The sequence below is a fragment of the Myxococcus dinghuensis genome (assembly GCF_024198235.1).
Lineage (GTDB): Bacteria > Myxococcota > Myxococcia > Myxococcales > Myxococcaceae > Myxococcus > Myxococcus dinghuensis.
In genome coordinates, this window is record NZ_JAKCFB010000004.1 from 362672 (window position 1) to 381282 (window position 18611).

The window sequence follows — 18611 nt, forward strand, 5'->3', positions numbered from 1 at the left end:
GCGTCATGACGCATCAGGGGGTGTCGTCTTTGACCAGCACCCAATGCCAGACGCCGCTTGTTGACTTTCTCACACATTGCGTATGACAGTATTCTCGGGACCCGAAAGTCCCGTCCTGAGGGGGAAACATGAAAAGTCTCAACGGTCGCTCCGCGACCCGAGTGCTGTTCGTCGCGGCGTGGGCGTGTCTGATGCCGGGCTGCGACTGGATTCTCCGTCCGCCACCGAAGCCGACGACGACCGAGGATCAACACTCGGCGGTGCTCGAGCACTTCAACAAGCGCCTGCCGCACGAGGACTTCGTCCGGCTGGACCTGGCGAACAACGACCACTACGAGTACGCGAAGTTCCGCATCATGGAGGCCGCCGCCGCGGAGGCCGCCACGACGCAAGGGGTGCAGGCCCAGGCCCAGCAACAGCCCGTCCCGCGCCGGGACTTCGCCAAGGCCCTGGCGACGCTGGAGCGGGCGCGCGCGAAGGCGCTCCAGCAGGTCCCGGGCAAGAAGCCCACGGAGTGGCACTGCGACCACTTCCTCCAGGTGGAGCCCGTCACCAAGAGGCCGGGGAACGACGGCCCCCGGCCGCTCCCCAACGAAACACCGGCCGCCTACCGCGTGGGGCCCTACGCCACCTGCGCGGGCGGCGCCACGCACGTCTTCGCGGACGTCACCGCCTATGCGACCGACCTGTCCGGCCAGAAGAAGCAGGTGCTGGCGAAGACGGCCAGCGAGGAGCATGACGACGGCACCACGTTCGACGACGTCGCGGTGGCGGTGAAGACGCCGGTGGAGAAGAACCAGAAGCTGGTGGTCGAGTCGATGATGATCGCCAGCAACGAGAAGACCGGCGAGGAGCACGTCACCTTCGCCACGCTGGACTCGGCGTTCGCCGCGGCGCCGGTGAGCTACACGCTGGCGCACCCGCGCTACGCCGGCACGGCGCCCTCGACGCTCAACCTCACCACCTGTCAGCTCCGCGGCGGCGGGGACTGCGACTACGCCATGGTGAGCAACAACGGCGGGACGCTGGTCCCCTTCGGTGCCGCCGCCCCCGCGGGCAGCGCGCTGCGCAAGACGAGCACGCCGAGCTGGACGGGAGATCCGGACAACTTCTTCCCCATCGCGACGGGCACGCCCTACGACGCCAACATGATCTACGTGCCCACCGACCTCACGTTCGACGCGGGCGCCAACGACACGGGTGACTGCCTCATCCAGACCGTCAACCCGACGCTCACGCGCCTGCGCCTCATCAAGACCATCACCGGCGGCACCTGCACGACGCGCGCGGACCTCTCCGCCGCGTTCGTCCTCCCCCCGGTGGGACAGCCCCGCCCCCGCACCATGTCCATGCGTCAGCTCGTCGTCGTCACCTCGACCACCCCGGACGCGTCCGGCAGCGGCGCGGACTGCACGATGGCCCGCATCGTCAACGAGCCGGTCATCCTCTCCGCCACCGTGCAGACCACGGCCATCTGCGGCACGAGCCCCGCGGCCATCCCGCGCCTGGTGACCTTCACCAGCAACTCCATGCCGGTCAGCCCGTTCAAGCTGAACGTCCTCAACAGCTGCATGGCCGAGGGCACGCGCATCACCCTGCCGGACGGCACACGGGCGCCCATCGAGACGCTCAAGGTCGGTGACAAGGTCCGCGCCAGCGCGAATGGCCGCGTGCTCACCATCCAGGACGTCATCTTCGGCCACGAGAACAAGCCGCTGGTCCGCCTCGAGGATGACCAGGGCCACGACGTGCGCCTCACGGAGCAGCACCCCGTGCTGCTCTCCTCCGGGCTCGTCGTCACCGCCGACAAGGTGCAGGTGACGGACAAGGTGCGCACCGAGAAGGGCACGTCCACCATCGTCGCCATCGAGCGGCTGCCCTACACGGGCAAGGTCTACAACCTCAAGCTGGGCACGCCCCAGGAGCTGGAGTCGCTGAGCCCCAGCGAGCGGACCATGTTCGCCGAAGGGCTGCTCGTCGGTGATGACTCCATGCAGCGCGAGCTGACGACGCCGCGCCGCGCTTCGCTGGAGACCTCCGCCGCGAAGCCGTGATGCACCGTGCGCCGGCTGGCCCCGTGGCCAGCCGGTGCCTCGCCTCGAGGGAGAAGCATGCCCAGCCGCCGGGGCCTCGGCACTGGCGAAGCATGCGCGTCCTCGACCGTGGACCCGTGGGAGCTCCCGCGTCGGCGGCAACGCGCGGGACTCGCACCCCAGCCGGGGCACGGGCCAGTGTCTGCGCCAAGAGGCCACGAACTACCACGCCACCCGGACGCGGCTGTACGACTCGCGCTGATGACGCGCGGGACGTCGCGCGCTCTTGCCGAAGGCGCGACGCTTGGACTTGCGGCGGATGAACTGGTTCGCATCCGCGCGGCGGTAGCAGGTGATGAGCCGCTCATCGTCGCTCACCAGGAGGATCCACCCGCGCGCCTGGCGCGCCAGTGACGAGCCCTGGTGCCCACGCGGCAGGTCTCGCTCCAGCACCGTGACGTGTGTCATTCCGCTGGCCCGGACGCGGTTGCCGAAATCGAGGATGAAGTCGAGCACCTCCTGGCGAAGCTGCCCGAGCGCCTTTCGCTCGGAGAACGTGAAGGTGGCGAAGCACTTCGCGGAATCGACCGGACGCGGACGGCACTGAGACATGGCGATGACCTCCTGGCGCCCTGTTGCCTTTCAACCGCCGTTCCAGGAGCACTCCCTCCGGAATCCGAGGGCTTGCGCGGCCCCCCGCGCCCGTCCGCACGACAAATCGTCAAGGTCGCGCGAGCGGCGTGACACCGCGACGCAAGGCCGCGCCGTCCCCACCGGGCGCCCGGCCCGGCTCGCTTGTCCGAGGCCTCGTCACGGAGGGGCGCCGGGCGCCAGCTCCGGGCGCGCCTCGCGCACGCGCCGCCGGGTGTCCCACCACGCCCACACCTTGGGGTGGAGCACCTTGAAGGCCAGGAACCACGCCGCGCCAGCGAGCAGGTCCACCGCATAGTGGTAGCGAAGGACCAGCGTGGAGAGGACCAGGAGCACCGCCACGGGAAGAAGGAGCCGGAAGCGAAGCGGGTGAGACACGCGGTCGTGCGCCAGCAACACCAACGTGATGTAGACGTGGAGGCTGGGGAAGACGTCGTAGGTCGACGAACCGTGGGACACGACCGCCGCGTTGAGCCCCGTCCACCATCCGCCCTCGACAGGTGAGGAGAAGAGCGCCGGGAACGCCACCTCGGGCCCCTGGGCGGGCACCAGGTAGTACCCCACGAGGCCCAGGACATAGGCCGCGAAGACGTGACCGAAGAAGCGCTCGGCCCGCGCCCGTGGCCCCATGACGGCCCACGCCATGGCCAGGTGCAGGTAGGCGTGGAAGGACAGGTAGCTCGCGCTGAAGAGGTCGTACACCCAGGGCGCGCTCCAGCGCTGGAGCCAGACGGACGGCGTGCTCCCCCCGAACAGCCACGCATCCATCCGCAGCAACGCCGCGTCGCGCACGGGGAGGCCGAGCGCGGGCACGGCGTCCTTCACCGACGCATAGAAGAAGAACGTCGCCACGTAGGCCAGCAGCAGCCGGGCCCGGAAGACGTGCGGCACCGCGTCCAGTCGCGCGCACGACGCCACCGCCAGCGCGAAGAGCCCCGTGGCCGCGAGCACCTGGAGCGTCACGGAGGCCCCCCACCCCGTCACGAGCCCGAGCGCCACCGACAGCACCAGCCCGAAGGCCGTCAACGCCACTTCATGGAGGTGGAGCCGCTCAACCATCCGTGGAGGTCCGCCGCGCCTCCAGCGAGAGCCTTCCGGAGAGGACGCCCACCACGAACGACACATAGGACGGGATGAAGGGCGCGCCCTGGGCCAGCAACCCCGCGCGCAACTCCCGATGGAGGTGGGGGAGGTTGTACCAGGGCACGCGCGGATAGAGGTGGTGCTCGAGGTGGTAGTTCTCGTTGCACATGAAGAAGCGCGTCACCGGGTTGGAGAGGATGCTGCGCGAGCCCCGCACCGGGTGGTCGCTCTCCGGCAAGAAGGTGTGCTGACTCATGCCCCGGATGTTCACCAGGGTGTTGATGATGGCCATGGGGATGAGCCAGCCGTGCAGGAGCACGGGCCAGGACAGACACACCGTGGCGAGCACGCCCCCCGTCACCACCGCCACCACCTCGAAGGCCACCCAACGCCGCTCGGAGGCGGTGCCATGCTTCCAGCCCAGGATGGGAATCAGGGTGATGTAGGCGGGATAGCCCAGCAGCAACCTCCCCCAATGCATCAGCACCTCCAGCCAACGCCGCCCCGTGTAGTTGGCGTAGTGGTCCGGGTCCTGCCCCCGCCCCAGGTCCCGATGGTGTCGCAGGTGGAGCACCTTGTAGGCCGCGAAGTCCTGGAGCACGGGCCACGCGCAGAGCATTCCTCCCAGGCGGTTGAGCCACGGGCGCCGTGACAGTCCTCCGTGGACCGCCTCGTGCGTGAACAGGCTGATGCCGTGCAGTGACGCCGCCGCGAGGACATAGAGGAGGCCCCGCGCGAGCCACGTCCCGGGGGTCGACGAGGCCTGCGCCACGTGGAGCCCCAACCCCGTCGCGCCGAGCCACAGGACGACGAAGACGACGAGCCTGGGAACATGGCGGGCGTCCACGTGTTCGAGCTCACGCAGTCGCTGGGGTGTCAGCAGCTCGGATGACATCGTCGGAGGGTCTCTTTCTGTGGTGGCACCCCTGGCTTAAGTTGACGGCATCACCGACGCAACCCTCGCCCCGACCGGTGCCTTTGAGTTCCACGCCCTTTCGCCTGAAGTTCGCCGTCGTCCGTGAAGACCCCGAGCTGGAGCAGGTCCTCCTCGAGCACACCCGCGCACGCGCCCTCCTCGCGGTCGCCTCGGGCGGCTGCTCGCTCCTCACGCTGGCGAACCGCCATCCCACCCTGGACGTGGTGGGCTTCGACTTCAATCCGAGGCAGCTCGACCATGTGCGGGCGAAGTTGGACGGGCTCGGCGCGAAGCCCCTCGCGCGCTACAACGTCCGGGACACGGCGACCACCGGCCTGAACCAGGGCGGAGAGTTCGAGGGGCTCTTCCGCACCCTGCGCCACTTCATCGAGGAGTTCGTCGCCCCCGCTCCGGAGCTCGCCCGCTTCTTCGAGCCGGAGACCTCCGAGCATCAACGCGAGGCCCTGCGCGCGCGCTGGTTCGCATCACCCTACTGGCCGGTGGCGTTCGCGCTCGCGTTCGCGGACGACTTCCTGCACGCCATGTTCGGCCCCGCGGCCACGCAGCACGCCACGCCGGGTTCGTACCCCGGCTACTTCCGGGCCACCTTCGAGCGGGGGTTGCGGCGCGAGGACGCCGCTCGCAATCCCTATCTCCAGCATGTGCTGCTGGGCGCCTATCGTGAGGAGGACGCGCCCGGGTATCTGCGTGCGACGAAGCCGCCCTCCGTGACGCTCGTCCAGGGCTCCCTGCCGGACGTCCCGGAGCTGGGACGCTTCGACGTCATCTCCCTGTCCAACATCTTCGACTGGTCCGACGACGCGCTCGTCGGTGACTGGGCCGCGGTGTTGGCGAACCAGGCCAAGCCGGGCTGCGCCGTACTCCTGCGGCAGCTCAACAACCGCCGGGACCTGCGGCGCTTCTTCGGCGCGGCCTTCACCTTCGACGACGCGCTGGGGCGCCGGTTGCAGAGCCAGGACCGGAGCCTCTTCTACGAACGCATCGAGGTCGGCTTCCGCCGGCCCGCCTCGTCATGAACGAGGTCCGCTACGCCGTCCTCCGCCCCGACACGCTCGGGCCCTACGTCGAGCGGCTGCGTCGGCTCGAGCAGGGCATCGAGTACCCCATCGCGGATGGCGCCGACCACTTCTTCATCGACCACGGCCCCGTCTACCACCCGTTCTTCTCGACCCTGGGTGAGGCCTACTTCCTGCTCGCGCTCCAGGGCGACACGCTGCTGGGGTCCGTGACAGGTGTCGCACGCAAGGTCTCCCGCGGGACACGCGCCATCGACGCGCTCTACATCTGCGACCTGAAGGTGACACCGTCCGCGCGCGGCACCGGCCTGGCGCGCAGGCTCATCCTCCAGGGCCTGACGTACCTCTTCCGGATCCCCGCGCTGCGCGGCACCCGGTTCCTCTACGGCGCGGCCATGCGCGGCTCACGCGGGGACGTGATGCACTCGGTCCGGGGCTGGAACCCGTTGAAGCTGGGGCGCCCGTCCAGCCGTCAGGCGCTCTTCTTCGTTCCACCCGCCCGCCTCGCCGGCGTCGACCCGGCGCGCGCACCCGAGGTTCCTCGCGGAGACGTCCTCCGGCTGGGCCCAGCCCCGTCGCGGCCCCTGGAGGGCACGGGCTGGTGCTCCACCCGTGGCAGCAAGGACTTCCAGCTCCGCTCCACCGGTCGGCCCTGGCCCCTGGTCCACCTGGCCGCGCCGCCCGAGGCCTGGACCCACGGCTGGGCACGCTACGTGCGCGACTGCGGCCGGGAGCTCGCCGACCGGGGCGGAGACGTCCTCGCCTGCTTCGGCCTCGACGAGCGACTGGGGCCACAGCTCGACTGGCTCCGCGCCGAGGGGCTCGTGCCCGACGCCACGTGCACCCTCTATTCGCTCGACCTCACCCTTTCCTCGGGGGCGCCATCATGGGTGCATCTTCCCTCGTCCGAAATCTGAGCCTCCGGAACCACGTCTCCGCGCTGAAGACGCAATGGAACGTCCTGGAGTCCTCGGACTACCTGCGCGCGCTGCGCGACGGCGCGTTCGAGCGGGACGACTTCGTGGAGACGCAGCTCCAGTTCTTCGCCGCGGTGGCGCACTTCCCGCGACCGATGGCGGTGCTCGCCAGCCGGCTGCCGCGTCCCGAGCAGCGCCTCCCCCTGGTGGAGAACCTCTTCGACGAGCATGGCCGCGGCTCGCTCGCCCACGGCCACGAGAGCACGTTCCGCCTCCTGCTGGAGCGGCTCGGCGCCGACACGGGACGTCTGGACCGGGGCGACTTCGGCCCCGCCGTGCGCACGTTCAACGCCGCCCTGTCCGGCATCGGCACGTGCGAACCGCCCCACGTCGGGCTGGCGGTGTTCGGCATCATCGAGGACCTGTTCAGCGGCATCTCCCTGGCGCTGGGCCGCGGCATCGTCGCTCGCGGTTGGCTCGCCTCCGACCAGATGGTCCACTACCCCACGCACGCGACGCTGGACGAGGAGCACGCCGACGGCTTCTACCGGCAGCTCGACGCGCCCCACGCCTCCGACACGCGCATGGCGCGGGACATCGAGCAGGGCCTCGCGCTCGGCGGACACCTGCTCCTCGGCCTCTACGAAGGCCTGTACCGGGCACGGCGCGAGCGGGGTGGCTGACCCACGCCTTCAGGCCGCGGTGGCCAGGGAACGGGCCTGGAACCGGTCCATCTCCGTGGCGCAGTGGGCGGAGAAGACGGTCACCTCGTCGGCGTGGTCCCGGCTGAGCTGGCGCAGCCGCTCCTGGTTCTTCACTCGCGCGGCGTTGTTCGTCGAGCGCATCCGCTGGAAGAGCGCCAGGCCCATGGGGCTGCGGGGTGACACCGGGTCCATCTCCCGGTGGGAGAAGTACGAGTCCCCGGCATGCAGCAACCACCGGCCCTCCGTCTTCACCGCGACGCCGCAGTGCCCATCCGAGTGGCCCACCAGCGGCACCAGCAACACCTCCGAGGACAGGCCGGGAATCACCCGCACCGACTCGAACCCGAACCAGCGCTCGCCCTCCACCGTGTAGGGCCGCCACTGCACGCCGTGGGACCACTGTTGGGGCCGGTAGCCGTAGGTCTTGCTGCGACCGACGGGCTTCATCGCCGCCGTGTGCTCGTCGCGGAACACGTGCACCTGGGCCTGCGGGAAGTCCGCGAGCCCGCCGATGTGGTCCAGGTCGAGGTGCGTCGGCACGACGTGGCGCACGTCCTCCCGTTTGAAGCCCAGCCGCTCCACCTGGGACACGGCCGCCTCGCGCGGGTCCAGCGCCGGCGCGCTGCGCGAGAGGAAGCTGGAGCCCAGTCGGGCCTTGTTCTGGATGTCGTGCATCCCCAGGCCGGTGTCCACCAGCACGAGGCCCTCGTTCGTCTCCAGCACCAGGCAATGGCAGACCATCCGGGCGCGGGAGAAGAGGCCTCCCTCGCCCAGGACGAAGCGGGAGCTGGCGGGGCACATGGTTCCGCAGTTGATGTGGTGGACTCGCATCGGAAGACCTCGGGGATGAGCGGTGATGGCCCACAAGGTAGGAAGGTGGGTCCGGAGCCGATTGGAGAAATCGGCCATGGCGCCTCGCCTCCGGGTCCGTCGCGTTGAATGCGACGGCGGCCTGGGTGATTCTCGGGAGGTGACGTCCTCCTCGTTCCAGCGCGCGCCCACGGGGCCACTCTCCAGCTTCATCCGGGGAATCCGGGCCATGGCGCGCGGCCCTCGGAGTGACGGCTCGTACGTCCGCCTGCCGGATGGGGAGGCGGAGCTCATCTTCCGCTTCACGCCCACGCGCGGCGACGCCTACGTCGTGGGGACGCGGCAGAGCGTGTTCCACAAGCAGGGGGACGACGTGCCGCCAGAGGCCATCGCCGTGCGCTTCAAGGCGGGCGGGGCCTATCCCTTCTTCGGCGTCCCCATGTCGACGCTCAACAACCGCGTCGTGTCGCTCGACACGCTGTGGGGGCGAGAGGGCGCGCTGCTGCGCGAGGCCCTCTGCGAGACCTCGGACATGACCGAGCGGGTCCGGCAGGTCGAGTCGACGCTCGCCGCGCGCCTGCGCTCCGGTGAGGTGTTCGAGCCCGCCTCCGCGCACGTGGTGCGGCGGGCCGTGCGCACCCTCACCCAGGCCACGGAGCTGCCTCGCGTCGACGCGCTCGCGCGCGAGCTGGGCGTCAGCGAGCGTCAACTGCGCCGCGCCTTCGACGACGTGGTGGGCATGGGCCCCAAGGCCTTCGCGCGCATCGTCCGCTTCCAGCGCGCGGTGCGGGCCTCGCGGCGCACGTCGTCCCCGGACTGGGGCGCCATCGCCGCCGCCACCGGCTACTACGACCAGGCCCACCTCATCACCGAGTTCCGCGACCTGACGGGCGTCACGCCCCGGGCCCTGCTGCGCGCGGAGGCGTCCACCGCGTCGCTGACCGGCTGAGTTGGACTACAACGAGCGGATGAGCGCCGCGCGCTCGGCCACCGACGCCTCGGTGTCCAGCGTGAAGGAGCGCGCGTGGCCCACCTCCTCCTCCAGGAAGGAGGCCACCTCCGCCGCCCGCGCCGCGAACTGCTTGCGCCGCTTGGGCGACAGGGGCTCGAAGGTGTGGAAGAGCACCTCGCCCTCCTCCGCGTCGAACTCCCAGAAGCCCGCCAGCCGGTCCCCGTCGAGCACCCCGCGCAGGGACATGTGCGCGACCTCGCCCAGCGTGCCGTCCTTCGCGCTGCCCCAGCGGGGCACCTGGAGCGAATGGTGCCTGGGGTCCGTCACCCGACCCGGCCCTCCGCGCGCGGCGAAGTAGAGGTCTCCCGCCGGCAGGAAGGACACGGAGGTGGCGGGCGGGACCTCCACCCCCAGCGCCGCCACCGCGTCCTCGGGGACGAAGGCCGCGGCCCCCAGCCCTTCCACCTCCACGGGCACCAGCGCCGCGCGCTCCACCGCCGCCTTCGCCTCGCGCTGGGAGAACCCCGCCCAGGCGGCGAAGTCCGCCACCGTGGCCGGGCCGAACTGGCGGAAGAAGAGGGCCGCGAGCCGCGCGTTGCGCTCCTCCACGTCGGCCGGGACCTTCGCGCCGGCGAACGGACTCCTCGCGGGCAACCGCCACAGGTATCGCTCCGTGTCGAGCCGCCCGCCCTCCAACGAGCGCTCCACCTTCCCCTCGAACTCGAGGTGGCGCAGCGCCGGCGGCAGCGTGGAGGAGATGCCCGCCTTCTTCCCCGCCTCGCCCAGGCTGCGCACCACGCCCGCGGGCAGCGCCTTGCGCAGCGCGTCCGTGGACAGCGGGCCCTTGCGCAGCGCGACGAGCACCGCCTCGCCCACGTCCACCAACTCCCGCGGCTCGATGCCGGATTGCGCGTGCTCGCGCTCGGCGCGCTTGCGGTACTGCGCCTCCGCCACCCGCAGCGTCAGCGCGACCTCCGAGCCGGGCACCAGGTAGATGCAGCCGCGCACCGCGGGAATCACCTGGAGCCGAGAGGCCTCCACCGCGCGGTCCAGGTCCGCCCGCTTCATGTCGGGCGCACGGGCCGCGAGCGCCAGATACACGTCCGCGCCCCCGAGCGTGCGCACCCAGCCGGTGGCGCCGACGAGCGCCTCCAGGGACAGCGACAGCGGCTCCGCCAACCCCTGCGTCCGCAGCCAGTGAGCGCGGGCACGGTCCAGGGAGATGCGAAGCGCGACGGCGGGGGCGGCGTTCTTGCGGGGCATGGACTCCTCCGTGCGGGAGGTCTAGGCCGGAAGGCCCTCCCCGCGCCACGAGCCCCCGGAGTGCAGGGGTCCTCCCGGAGTCGGCCCTCCCCCCTTGGCCGGGACCTCTCCCCTGGGCTAGCAGGGAGTCCATGCCCCTCCTCGCCCTCGTCCGTCACGGCCAGTCCTTGTGGAACCACGAGAACCGCTTCACCGGGTTCGTGGACGTGCCCCTCACCGAGCAAGGCCGCAACGAGGCCCGCCTCGCCGCGCGCGCGCTCCAGGGACTCCAGTTCGACGTGGCCTATACCTCCGCGCTCACCCGCGCCCAGGAGACGCTGGCCATCATCCTGGACACGCTCGGCCAGCACCCGCCCGTCATCCGCGACGCCGCGCTCAACGAGCGCCACTACGGCGACCTCCAGGGCCTCAACAAGGCGGACGCCGCGAGGGAGTTCGGCGAGGCGCAGGTGAAGCTGTGGCGCCGCTCCTACGACGTGCCGCCCCCCAACGGCGAGTCATTGGAGATGACCGCCCGCCGGGTGCTCCCCTTCTACGAGCGCGCCATCTCCGGCGACCTGCGCCTGGGCAAGAACGTCCTCGTCGTCGCCCACGGCAACTCCAACCGTTCCTTGGTGATGAAACTGGACCAGCTCACGGGCGAGCAGGTCGTGGGGCTGGAGCTGGCCACGGGAGTCCCCCTCGTCTACGAGCTCTCCACCGAGGGCGCCGTGCTGTCAAAGCGGACCCCCGGTCCTTGAGACAAAAAGAATGCAACGACCGGACGAGGCCCCCCTCTTGTGAGCAACGGGAATGAATGTCATGAGCCCGGCCCCGTCTGAAGTGTCGAGTACCTCAACAAGGACGCCACAATGAAGGCCCTCGTCGTCGCCGTCGCATTGCTGTCCGCCGCCTCCTCCTTCGCCCAGGACTCGGCCAACGAGAAGTTCCGTGGCCCCCCGCCGGGCCGGCCCGTCCCGCAGCAGCCGGCCCCGCCGACCTCGGGTCCGTTCGTCCCGCCCAACCAGACGGGCACGCTGGTGGTGGTCAACCGCGACGAGCTCGCCAGCCGCATCGAGCGTCTGGAGCGCCTGCTCGCGGACATCGAGGACCGCGCGGACCGCGACACGCGCGCCAAGGCCCGCCGCGCCCAGGAGCAGCTCGACGGCGTGCGTCGCGCGGTCGGCGAGGCGCCGCTGCTGGCGAACGTGATGCCGAGGCCGCAGCCCCCGCCGCCGCCGCCGGCCATCCGGCCGATGTCTGACAGCGCCTTCCAGCGGGTCATCGACGCCATGAACCGGGAGACCTTCAAGGAAGACAAGATGCGCATGCTGACGATGGGCCTGAACGACAACTACCTCCTCGTCTCCCAGGTGTCGCGCATCATCAACATGTTCCAGTTCGCCGACGACAAGCTGGCCGCCGTGCAGGTCGTGCGCAACCGCATCCTCGACACGGACAACAACTACCTGCTCTTCAACTCGTTCACGTTCTCCCAGGACAAGAAGAAGCTGCAGGAGATCCTCACCCAGCGCTGACTCCAGCGCGGCGGAGCAGAGGACCCGGGCGTCGCGGAGAGTTTCCGCGGCGCCCTTCGTCGTTTCAGGGCTCGCGACGCTCCGCGCCGACCAGGGCCTTCAGCACCTCCCGGGCCTCCGGCGTGTTCGCGGTGGCATGGGCGACGGCGATCACACGGCCGTCCGCGTCCAGCGCGATGGCGTACGGCGTGCGACTGGTGGGCAGCGCGAGCGCCTTGCCCATGTCACCGTTCTTGTCGAGCCACGTGTCGTCCCAGAACTGCCGAGGCACCCGCGCGCGGGCACGCTCGCGCGCCGCGCCCTCCCCCACGAAGAAGGGCAGCTTGAAGGTGAGGATGGAGGCGCGGTGGACGGCGGGCGGAACCTGTTGGTCCGCGGTGTCGAACCAGCGCTTCATCTCGTCGCCCGCGTCCTTGTCGGTGATGACCACCAGCAGCGTGGGCCGGCCGCTCAACTCGTGACTCTGGTGGGCCTTGCCCTCCAGGTCCTTGGCGGAGAACCCCGGCAGCTTCTCCCCCTGCTCTGGAAGAGCCCCCGCCGGAGCGGAGAAGAGCAGCGCGCCGCCCAGAAGCCAGGCGCCCGCATGCCCGGCCTGCCTCCGTTCCCTGTCTCGAATCCGCATGCCTGCCTCCCCGGGACCACGGTCCACGGGTAGAGGTGCACATGGCGCGCGCGGGCGGCCAGGGACACGCGGGCCGCATGCCCGCCGGGCGGCTCACACCGTCCGGGAGAAGCGGGGCTTCTCGGCTCGGGACAGGTACGTGTCGAAGACCATGGCCACGTTGCGCACGAACAGCCGCCCCATCGCCGTCAGCTCCAGTTGCGTACCGGCGCGCTCCAGCAGCCCGTCCTCCTCGAAGCGACGCAGCAGCGCCAGCTCCGGCGCGAAGCGCCGAGCCCCGTCCTCGCCCAGGTCCACCCAGGCGTTGCACATCAGCTGGGTGATGACGGCGCGCCGGCGCTGGTCGTCCTCGGTGAGGTGGATGCCCCGCTCCGTCGCGAGCCGTCCTTGCGCGACGCGCTCGTAGTAGGTCGGCAGCGGGCGCACGTTCTGGGCGTAGGCACCGCCCACGTCGCTGATGCCCGTGCTGCCCAGCGCCACCACGTCCGCGGCGGCCTTCACCGTGTAGCCCTGGAAGTTGCGGCCCAGCCGGCGCTCGGACAGCGCGCGCGCCAGCTCGTCCTCGGGCACCGCGAAGTGGTCCATGCCGATGGCCTGGTAGCCCGCGTCGAGGAAGGCCGCGCCAGCCGCGCGGAACAGCTCCAGCTTCACGGGCGCGGACGGCAGCGCCTCCGCGGGCATCCGCTTCTGGTGCTTGAGCACGTCCGGCATGAAGGCGAAGGAATAGACGGCCAGCCGGTCCGGCCGCATCGCGAGCACGGTCTCCAGCGTGCGGTTCCAGCCCACCGGGTCCTGATACGGCAGGCCGTAGATGAGGTCGAAGTTCACGCCCGTGAAGCCGAGCGCGCGCGCGTGGTCCAGCAGCCCGCGCGTCACCTCCGGGGACTGGAAGCGGTTCGTCACCTCCTGCACCCGCGGGTCGAAGTCCTGGAGCCCCATGGACAGCCGGTTGAAGCCCAGCCGCCGCAGGAGCGCGAGCTGCCCCAGCGTCGTCACGGAGGGGTGGACCTCGATGGCCACCTCCGCGTCGGGCACCAGGTGGAAGCGGCGCATCAGCTCCGTCCACAGCCGCTCCAACTGCGCCTCGGAGAGGAACGTCGGCGTGCCGCCACCCCAGTGCACCTGGGAGAGCCCCCGGCGCGTGCCCAGCTGCGCCACCACCAGGTCCATCTCCATCACCAGGTGGTCGATGTAGCGGTCCGCCGCGCTCGGGTCCTTGCTGATGACCACGTTGCAGCCGCAGTACCAGCACAGGCTGTGGCAGAACGGCAGGTGGACGTAGAGCGACAGCGGCGCGTCCGCGGGCCGGCTCCCGGCGTTGCGCAGCGCGACCGTCAGCGACTCCGGGCCGAAGTCCTTCTTCCACTCCGGCGCGGTGGGGTAGCTGGTGTAGCGCGGTCCGGAGACGTCATAGCGGCGCAGCAAATCCGGGGAGGGCTGGGGGATACCGGGCAACGGTTCCATGGCTCCACGCCATTCCAAGCCCCGTGCCACCTTCCGTGCCCCGCGCCCCGCGGCGGACCCCGCAGAAGCTGCGGGGGACCGTGGCCGCGCGCACTTCTTTCGCGCCCCCCGAGTCGCCTGCTCAGCCTCCGGACGAGGCGGGGCCCAGGAAGCGGGCCTCGATGCGCTTCGTCTCGCCGGAGGCGGTGTCCTGGACCACGACGACGAAGGTGAAGGGAATCACGTTCCCCTCGCGGGGCATGGTGACGAACAAGGGCACGCGGAAGTTCTCCAGCGAGGCGAGCCGCACCTCCCGCTGGGGAATCACCACCTGCGCGGCCGTGGGCCCCTCCACGGAGAGCGTGAAGGTGGACTCCTTCGGGTTCTTGTTCACCAGGTGCAGCTCGAACTGGTTGCGCACCTGCCCACCGTCCACGACGTAGGGCATGCCCTGGAAGCGCAGCAGGTTCGCCTCGAAGGGCACGCGCTGGATGACGTTCCACACCAGCCCGCCCACGGAGAAGAGGAACAGCGCGCCGTACAGCGCCAACCGGGGACGCCACATGCGCCGGGGCTTGCCCGCAAGCCCGTTGAGCGAGTCGTAGCGGATGAGCCCCCGCGGACGGCCGACGCGGTCCATCACCTCGTCGCACGCGTCGATGCACTGCGCGCACGACAGGCACTCCATCTGCAGCCCGTTGCGGATGTCGATGCCGGTGGGGCACGCGAAGACACACTTGCGGCAGTCCACGCAGTCACCTCGCGGCGGCGCGGCCTCCTGGGGCTTCACCTTCACCATCCGCCCCCGCGGCTCTCCGCGCCGGGCGTCGTAGCCGATGATGATGGAGTCCCCGTCGTGCATCGCGGACTGGAGGCGGCCGTAGGGACAGACCACCACGCACAACTGCTCGCGGAACCAGGTGAAGTTGAAGTACAGCGCGCCGGTGACGGCCATGGCCCAGGTGAACGCCACGGGCGCGGTGGCCGGCCCCGCCGCCACCATGGAGACGAGGCCGCCGGCGGACACGAAGAGGCTGAGCGCCGCGTGCGCGATGAGCAGCGACACGCCCACGTAGGCGCCGTGCTTCCCGGCCGCGCGCGCCACCCGCCCGGGCGTCCAGGGCGCGCCCTCCAGCTTCAACCGCCGCTCGCGGGGCCCGTCGAAGAGCCGCTCCAGCGGGCGGTAGATTCCCTCCAGGAACACCGTCTGCGGGCAGGCCCAGCCGCACCACGCCCGGCCCACCCACGCGGTGACGAACAGCAGCCCGAAGCCCGCCGCGGTGAGCAGGAAGAGCACGCGCCAGAAGTCCTGCGCGTTGTACGTGGCGCCGAACAGGTAGAAGCGCCGGGCCGCCACGTCGAGGTGCACGGCGGGGTGGCCGCCCACCTCGATGAGCGGCAGGGCCACGTAGATGGCGATGAGCACCGCGAAGGCCCAGCGCCGACGGTTGATGTAGCGGCCCTTCACGTCCGCCGGGTGGAGCGCCCGCCTCGAGCCATCCGCGTGGATGGACGCGAGCTGGTCGATGCGCGGGCCCTCCTGCTGGGGTGCTGTCGCCATGTGCGCGGTCCTCGTCCGACCTCAGGGCGTCTCGGGCTCGCCCTGCGGCGCCTTGCCGCCGGGCACGTTGGTGCCCTTGAGCGTCAGCACGTACGCGGTGACGGCCTTGACGCGCTCGGCGCCCAGTGTCCGCTCCCACGCGGGCATGCCCTTGGCCACGCTGCCCTCGGCCACGACCTTGTGGATGGCCATGGGCGCGCCACCGTGCAGCCAGAAGCCGTCCGTCAGGTTGGGGCCGATGAGGCCCTGTCCCTGGGGGCCATGGCAGGCGGCGCAGTTGGCCTGGAACACGGCCTTGCCCCCGGCGACGGACTCCGGGTCCTTCACCAGCGCCAGCAGCATCTCGTTCGACGCGGGCTTGTTGCCGGAGGCGCGCCGGGCGAACTCCGCGGACTCCGTCGCGTACTCGCCCATCTGCCCCGGCCCGGCCTCCGCGATGTGGAACCAGAACCAGTAGCCCGTGCCGAAGACGATGGTCGTCCAGAGGATGAACAGCCACCAGTTGGGCAGGTTGTTGTCGTGCTCCTCGATGCCGTCGTAGACGTGGTGGACCAGCGATTTCTCACTCATGACCGCCCTCCCCGCGCTCGGCCAGCGGCATCTTCGAGAGCGCGTCGAAGTCCTGGCTGCGCCGGCCGATGAAGACCCAGGCGCAGACCCCCAGGAAGATGGCGATGAACAGGACGAGCGCGAACAGGGGCAGCTCGGTGAGCGACATCCCTTGGTAGAATTGCTTGTACATCAGTGGCTCCCTTCCTGCGTGACGGAGGCCGTGGGCGCGCCGGCGGGCGGCGGGGGCACGTCCTGCGGCCCACGCCCCAGGCGCTGCAGGTAGGCGACGAGCGCCACCATCTCCGAATCCCACGTCACCTGGATGCCCTGCGAGGCCAGGTCCGCGGCGATGGCCTCCCCCTGCGCCTTCTGCCGCGACTCGGCCGCGTCGACGTCCGCGTTGGTGTACGGCACGCCCAGCTTCTGCATCAGCGACAGCTTCCGGGGCGCGTCCTTCACCTTGATGCGGTTCTCCGCCAGCCACGGGTACGGCGGCATGTTGGAGCCAGGACTCGTGGCGCGCGGGTCCATCAAGTGGGTGTAGTGCCAGAGGTTCGGGTAGCGCCCCCCCACGCGGTGCAGGTCCGGACCGGTGCGCTTGCTGCCCCACTGGAACGGGTGGTCGTAGATGAACTCCTCCGCGCGCGACACGTCGCCGTAGCGCTGCGTCTCCGCCACGAAGGGGCGGATCATCTGCGAGTGGCAGGTGTAGCAACCCTCGCGCACGTAGAGGTCGCGGCCCTGCAGCTCCAGCGGCGAGTACGGCTTCTGCGCCTCGCCGTGCGCGGGCACGGCCTGGTCGATGAGGATGGTGGGCAACAGCTCCGCCACGCCGCCGATGAGGATGGCCACCAGCGTGAGCACCGTGAAGGCCAGGGGCCGGCCCTCGATGAGCGCGAACCAGGACGGCCTGCCGGCCTCGCGGTCCCTGCGGGTGACGATCCACGCCAGCTCACCCAGGCCGACGATGGCGACGAGGATGACCACGGCGCGCACGGGCTTGGCCCAGCCCAGGAACATCGTCACGGTGAGGATGGCGATGGCGAACAGCAGCGGGCGGCCGGTGAGGACGCGCACCCAGGCCGGCGTCTGCGCGGGAGCGGCCACGGGCGCCTCGGCGGCGGGCGACTCCACGACGACGGTGGTCTCCCCGTCCACCGCCTTGCCCGAGCGCGCCGTCTTCCAGAGGTTCCACGCCATCATGCAGAAGCCCACCAGGTACATGGAGCCGCCGACGAAGCGGACGATGTACATGGGCCGGATGGCCAGCAGCGTCTCCACGAAGTTCGGGTAGAGCAGCGTGCCGTCCGGGTTGGTCGCGCGCCACATCAACCCCTGGTTGATGCCGCTGATCCACATGGCGACGATGTAGAGGAGGATGCCCACCGTCCCCAGCCAGAAGTGCGCGTCCGCCGCCTTCGTGGAGTGCAGCCGGGTGCCGTACAGCCTGGGCACCAGCCAGTAGAACATGCCGGCGGCCATGAAGCCGTTCCACCCCAGCGCGCCGCCGTGCACGTGGCCGACGATCCAGTCCGTGTAGTGCCCCAGCGCGCTCACCGACTTGATGGAGAGCAGCGGGCCCTCGAACGTGGCCATGCCGTAGAAGGTGACGCCCGCGATGAGGAACTTGAGGACGGGGTCCTCGCGCAGCTTGTGCCAGGCGCCCTTGAGCGTCAGCAGGCCGTTGAGCATGCCGCCCCACGACGGCGCCCAGAGCATCACGCTGAAGACCATGCCCAGCGACTGCGCCCAGTCCGGCAGCGCGGTGTAGAGCAGGTGGTGCGGGCCGGCCCAGATGTAGATGAAGACCAGGGCCCAGAAGTGGATGATGGACAGCCGGTACGAGTACACCGGCCGCTCCGCCGCCTTCGGCAGGAAGTAATACATGATGCCGAGGATGGGGGTGGTCAGGAAGAAGGCGACGGCGTTGTGGCCGTACCACCACTGCACCAGCGCGTCCTGCACCCCGGAGAAGACGGAGTAGCTCTTCAGCCCGTCCAGCGGCAGCGCCAGGCTGTTGACGATGTGCAGCACCGCCACGGTGATGATGGTGGCGATGTAGAACCAGATGGCGACGTAGAGGTTCTTCTCGTTGCGCTTGGCCAGCGTCCAGAAGAAGTTGATGGCGAAGACGACCCAGATGAGGGCGATGGCCAGGTCGATGGGCCACTCCAGCTCCGCGTATTCCTTGGAGGTGGTGATGCCCAACGGCAGCGTTATCGCCGCCGCGACGATGATGGCCTGCCAGCCCCAGAAGTGGATCTTCGACAGGAGGTCGGACGCCATGCGCGCCTTCAGGAGGCGCTGCGTGGAGTAGTAGACGCCCGCGAACATCATGTTGCCCACGAACGCGAAGATGACCGCGTTGGTGTGCAGGGGGCGCAGGCGGGAGTAGGTCAGGTAGGGGATGCCGAGGTTGGCCTGCCACCATGCGAGCTGGCTGGCCACCAGTGCGCCCACCGCCATGCCCACGATGCCGAAGACCACCGCCGCGAAGATGAAGCGGCGGGTCGTGGTGTCGTCGTAGACGATGCGTTGCTGTTGCACGGA

At 70.3% G+C, this 18611-nt stretch carries 18 protein-coding genes; 7 read left to right on the top strand and 11 right to left on the bottom strand.

Annotation, left to right across the window (positions count from 1 at the left end):
• Positions 1-128: 128 nt before the first annotated feature.
• Positions 129-2054: a Hint domain-containing protein gene (locus tag LZ198_RS08430; protein WP_253971369.1), complete on the top strand. Its 1926-nt coding sequence runs from the start codon at positions 129-131 to the stop codon at positions 2052-2054.
• A gap of 201 nt (positions 2055-2255) precedes the next feature.
• Here LZ198_RS08430 and LZ198_RS08435 read toward each other — a convergent pair whose 3' ends face one another.
• The 3 genes from LZ198_RS08435 to LZ198_RS08445 all read right to left on the bottom strand — a co-directional run bounded on the left by LZ198_RS08435 (position 2256) and on the right by LZ198_RS08445 (position 4662).
• Positions 2256-2645, bottom strand: coding sequence for a hypothetical protein (locus LZ198_RS08435; RefSeq protein WP_253971370.1), 390 nt, complete (start codon positions 2643-2645; stop codon positions 2256-2258).
• 198 nt (positions 2646-2843) lie between these two features.
• Positions 2844-3743: a phosphatase PAP2 family protein gene (locus LZ198_RS08440; protein WP_253971371.1), complete on the bottom strand. Its 900-nt coding sequence runs from the start codon at positions 3741-3743 to the stop codon at positions 2844-2846.
• Positions 3736-4662: a fatty acid desaturase family protein gene (locus LZ198_RS08445; protein ID WP_253971372.1), complete on the bottom strand. Its 927-nt coding sequence runs from the start codon at positions 4660-4662 to the stop codon at positions 3736-3738. Before LZ198_RS08445 ends, LZ198_RS08440 begins: the two co-directional genes overlap by 8 nt.
• Before the next feature lie 83 nt (positions 4663-4745).
• Here LZ198_RS08445 and LZ198_RS08450 point away from each other — a divergent pair, with 83 nt between their 5' ends.
• The 3 genes from LZ198_RS08450 to LZ198_RS08460 are packed head-to-tail and all read left to right on the top strand — an operon-like array spanning position 4746 to position 7320.
• Positions 4746-5720, top strand: a complete 975-nt coding sequence (locus tag LZ198_RS08450; protein ID WP_256559353.1) for a DUF3419 family protein — start codon at positions 4746-4748, stop codon at positions 5718-5720.
• On the top strand, positions 5717-6637 hold the full coding sequence (locus tag LZ198_RS08455; protein ID WP_253971374.1) for a GNAT family N-acetyltransferase: 921 nt from the start codon (positions 5717-5719) through the stop codon (positions 6635-6637). Before LZ198_RS08450 ends, LZ198_RS08455 begins: the two co-directional genes overlap by 4 nt.
• Positions 6607-7320 (top strand): TenA family transcriptional regulator, encoded by a 714-nt coding sequence (locus tag LZ198_RS08460; protein WP_253971375.1) that lies wholly within the window; start codon positions 6607-6609, stop codon positions 7318-7320. Before LZ198_RS08455 ends, LZ198_RS08460 begins: the two co-directional genes overlap by 31 nt.
• Positions 7321-7329: 9 nt before the next feature.
• Here LZ198_RS08460 and LZ198_RS08465 read toward each other — a convergent pair whose 3' ends face one another.
• Positions 7330-8172, bottom strand: coding sequence for an MBL fold metallo-hydrolase (locus LZ198_RS08465; protein WP_253971376.1), 843 nt, complete (start codon positions 8170-8172; stop codon positions 7330-7332).
• Between the two features lie 76 nt (positions 8173-8248).
• Between LZ198_RS08465 and LZ198_RS08470 the strand changes: the two genes are divergently transcribed.
• Positions 8249-9100, top strand: coding sequence for a helix-turn-helix domain-containing protein (locus LZ198_RS08470; protein WP_253971377.1), 852 nt, complete (start codon positions 8249-8251; stop codon positions 9098-9100).
• Between the two features lie 6 nt (positions 9101-9106).
• Here the strand turns inward: LZ198_RS08470 and LZ198_RS08475 are convergent, their stop codons facing one another.
• Positions 9107-10366: a DNA glycosylase AlkZ-like family protein gene (locus LZ198_RS08475; RefSeq protein WP_253971378.1), complete on the bottom strand. Its 1260-nt coding sequence runs from the start codon at positions 10364-10366 to the stop codon at positions 9107-9109.
• 131 nt (positions 10367-10497) lie between these two features.
• On the opposite strand from LZ198_RS08475, the gene LZ198_RS08480 reads away from it, so the two are divergent.
• Positions 10498-11106: a 2,3-bisphosphoglycerate-dependent phosphoglycerate mutase gene (locus LZ198_RS08480; protein ID WP_253971379.1), complete on the top strand. Its 609-nt coding sequence runs from the start codon at positions 10498-10500 to the stop codon at positions 11104-11106.
• A 111-nt stretch (positions 11107-11217) separates the two neighbouring features.
• The gene (locus tag LZ198_RS08485) at positions 11218-11883 is read left to right on the top strand and encodes a DUF4476 domain-containing protein (RefSeq protein ID WP_253971380.1); all 666 of its coding nucleotides are present in this window, start codon (positions 11218-11220) and stop codon (positions 11881-11883) included.
• A 64-nt stretch (positions 11884-11947) separates the two neighbouring features.
• Here the strand turns inward: LZ198_RS08485 and LZ198_RS08490 are convergent, their stop codons facing one another.
• The 6 genes from LZ198_RS08490 to ccoN form a co-directional block, all read right to left on the bottom strand.
• Positions 11948-12505 carry a hypothetical protein gene (locus tag LZ198_RS08490; RefSeq protein WP_253971381.1) on the bottom strand — a complete coding sequence of 186 codons (558 nt, stop codon included), beginning with the start codon at positions 12503-12505 and terminating at the stop codon, positions 11948-11950.
• 93 nt (positions 12506-12598) lie between these two features.
• Positions 12599-13969: an oxygen-independent coproporphyrinogen III oxidase gene (hemN, locus tag LZ198_RS08495; protein WP_253971382.1), complete on the bottom strand. Its 1371-nt coding sequence runs from the start codon at positions 13967-13969 to the stop codon at positions 12599-12601.
• A gap of 121 nt (positions 13970-14090) precedes the next feature.
• Entirely contained in the window at positions 14091-15509 is a 1419-nt protein-coding gene (ccoG, locus tag LZ198_RS08500; protein WP_253971383.1) for a cytochrome c oxidase accessory protein CcoG, read from the bottom strand.
• Positions 15510-15530: 21 nt separating this feature from the next.
• Positions 15531-16079: a cbb3-type cytochrome c oxidase N-terminal domain-containing protein gene (locus LZ198_RS08505; RefSeq protein ID WP_253971384.1), complete on the bottom strand. Its 549-nt coding sequence runs from the start codon at positions 16077-16079 to the stop codon at positions 15531-15533.
• A complete protein-coding gene (locus tag LZ198_RS08510) occupies positions 16072-16251 on the bottom strand; it encodes a cbb3-type cytochrome oxidase subunit 3 (protein ID WP_253971385.1) in 180 nt (59 codons plus the stop codon). The genes LZ198_RS08505 and LZ198_RS08510 overlap by 8 nt, the downstream gene beginning before the upstream one ends.
• Positions 16251-18608, bottom strand: a complete 2358-nt coding sequence (ccoN, locus tag LZ198_RS08515) for a cytochrome-c oxidase, cbb3-type subunit I (protein ID WP_253971386.1) — start codon at positions 18606-18608, stop codon at positions 16251-16253. Before ccoN ends, LZ198_RS08510 begins: the two co-directional genes overlap by 1 nt.
• Positions 18609-18611 lie beyond the last annotated feature (3 nt).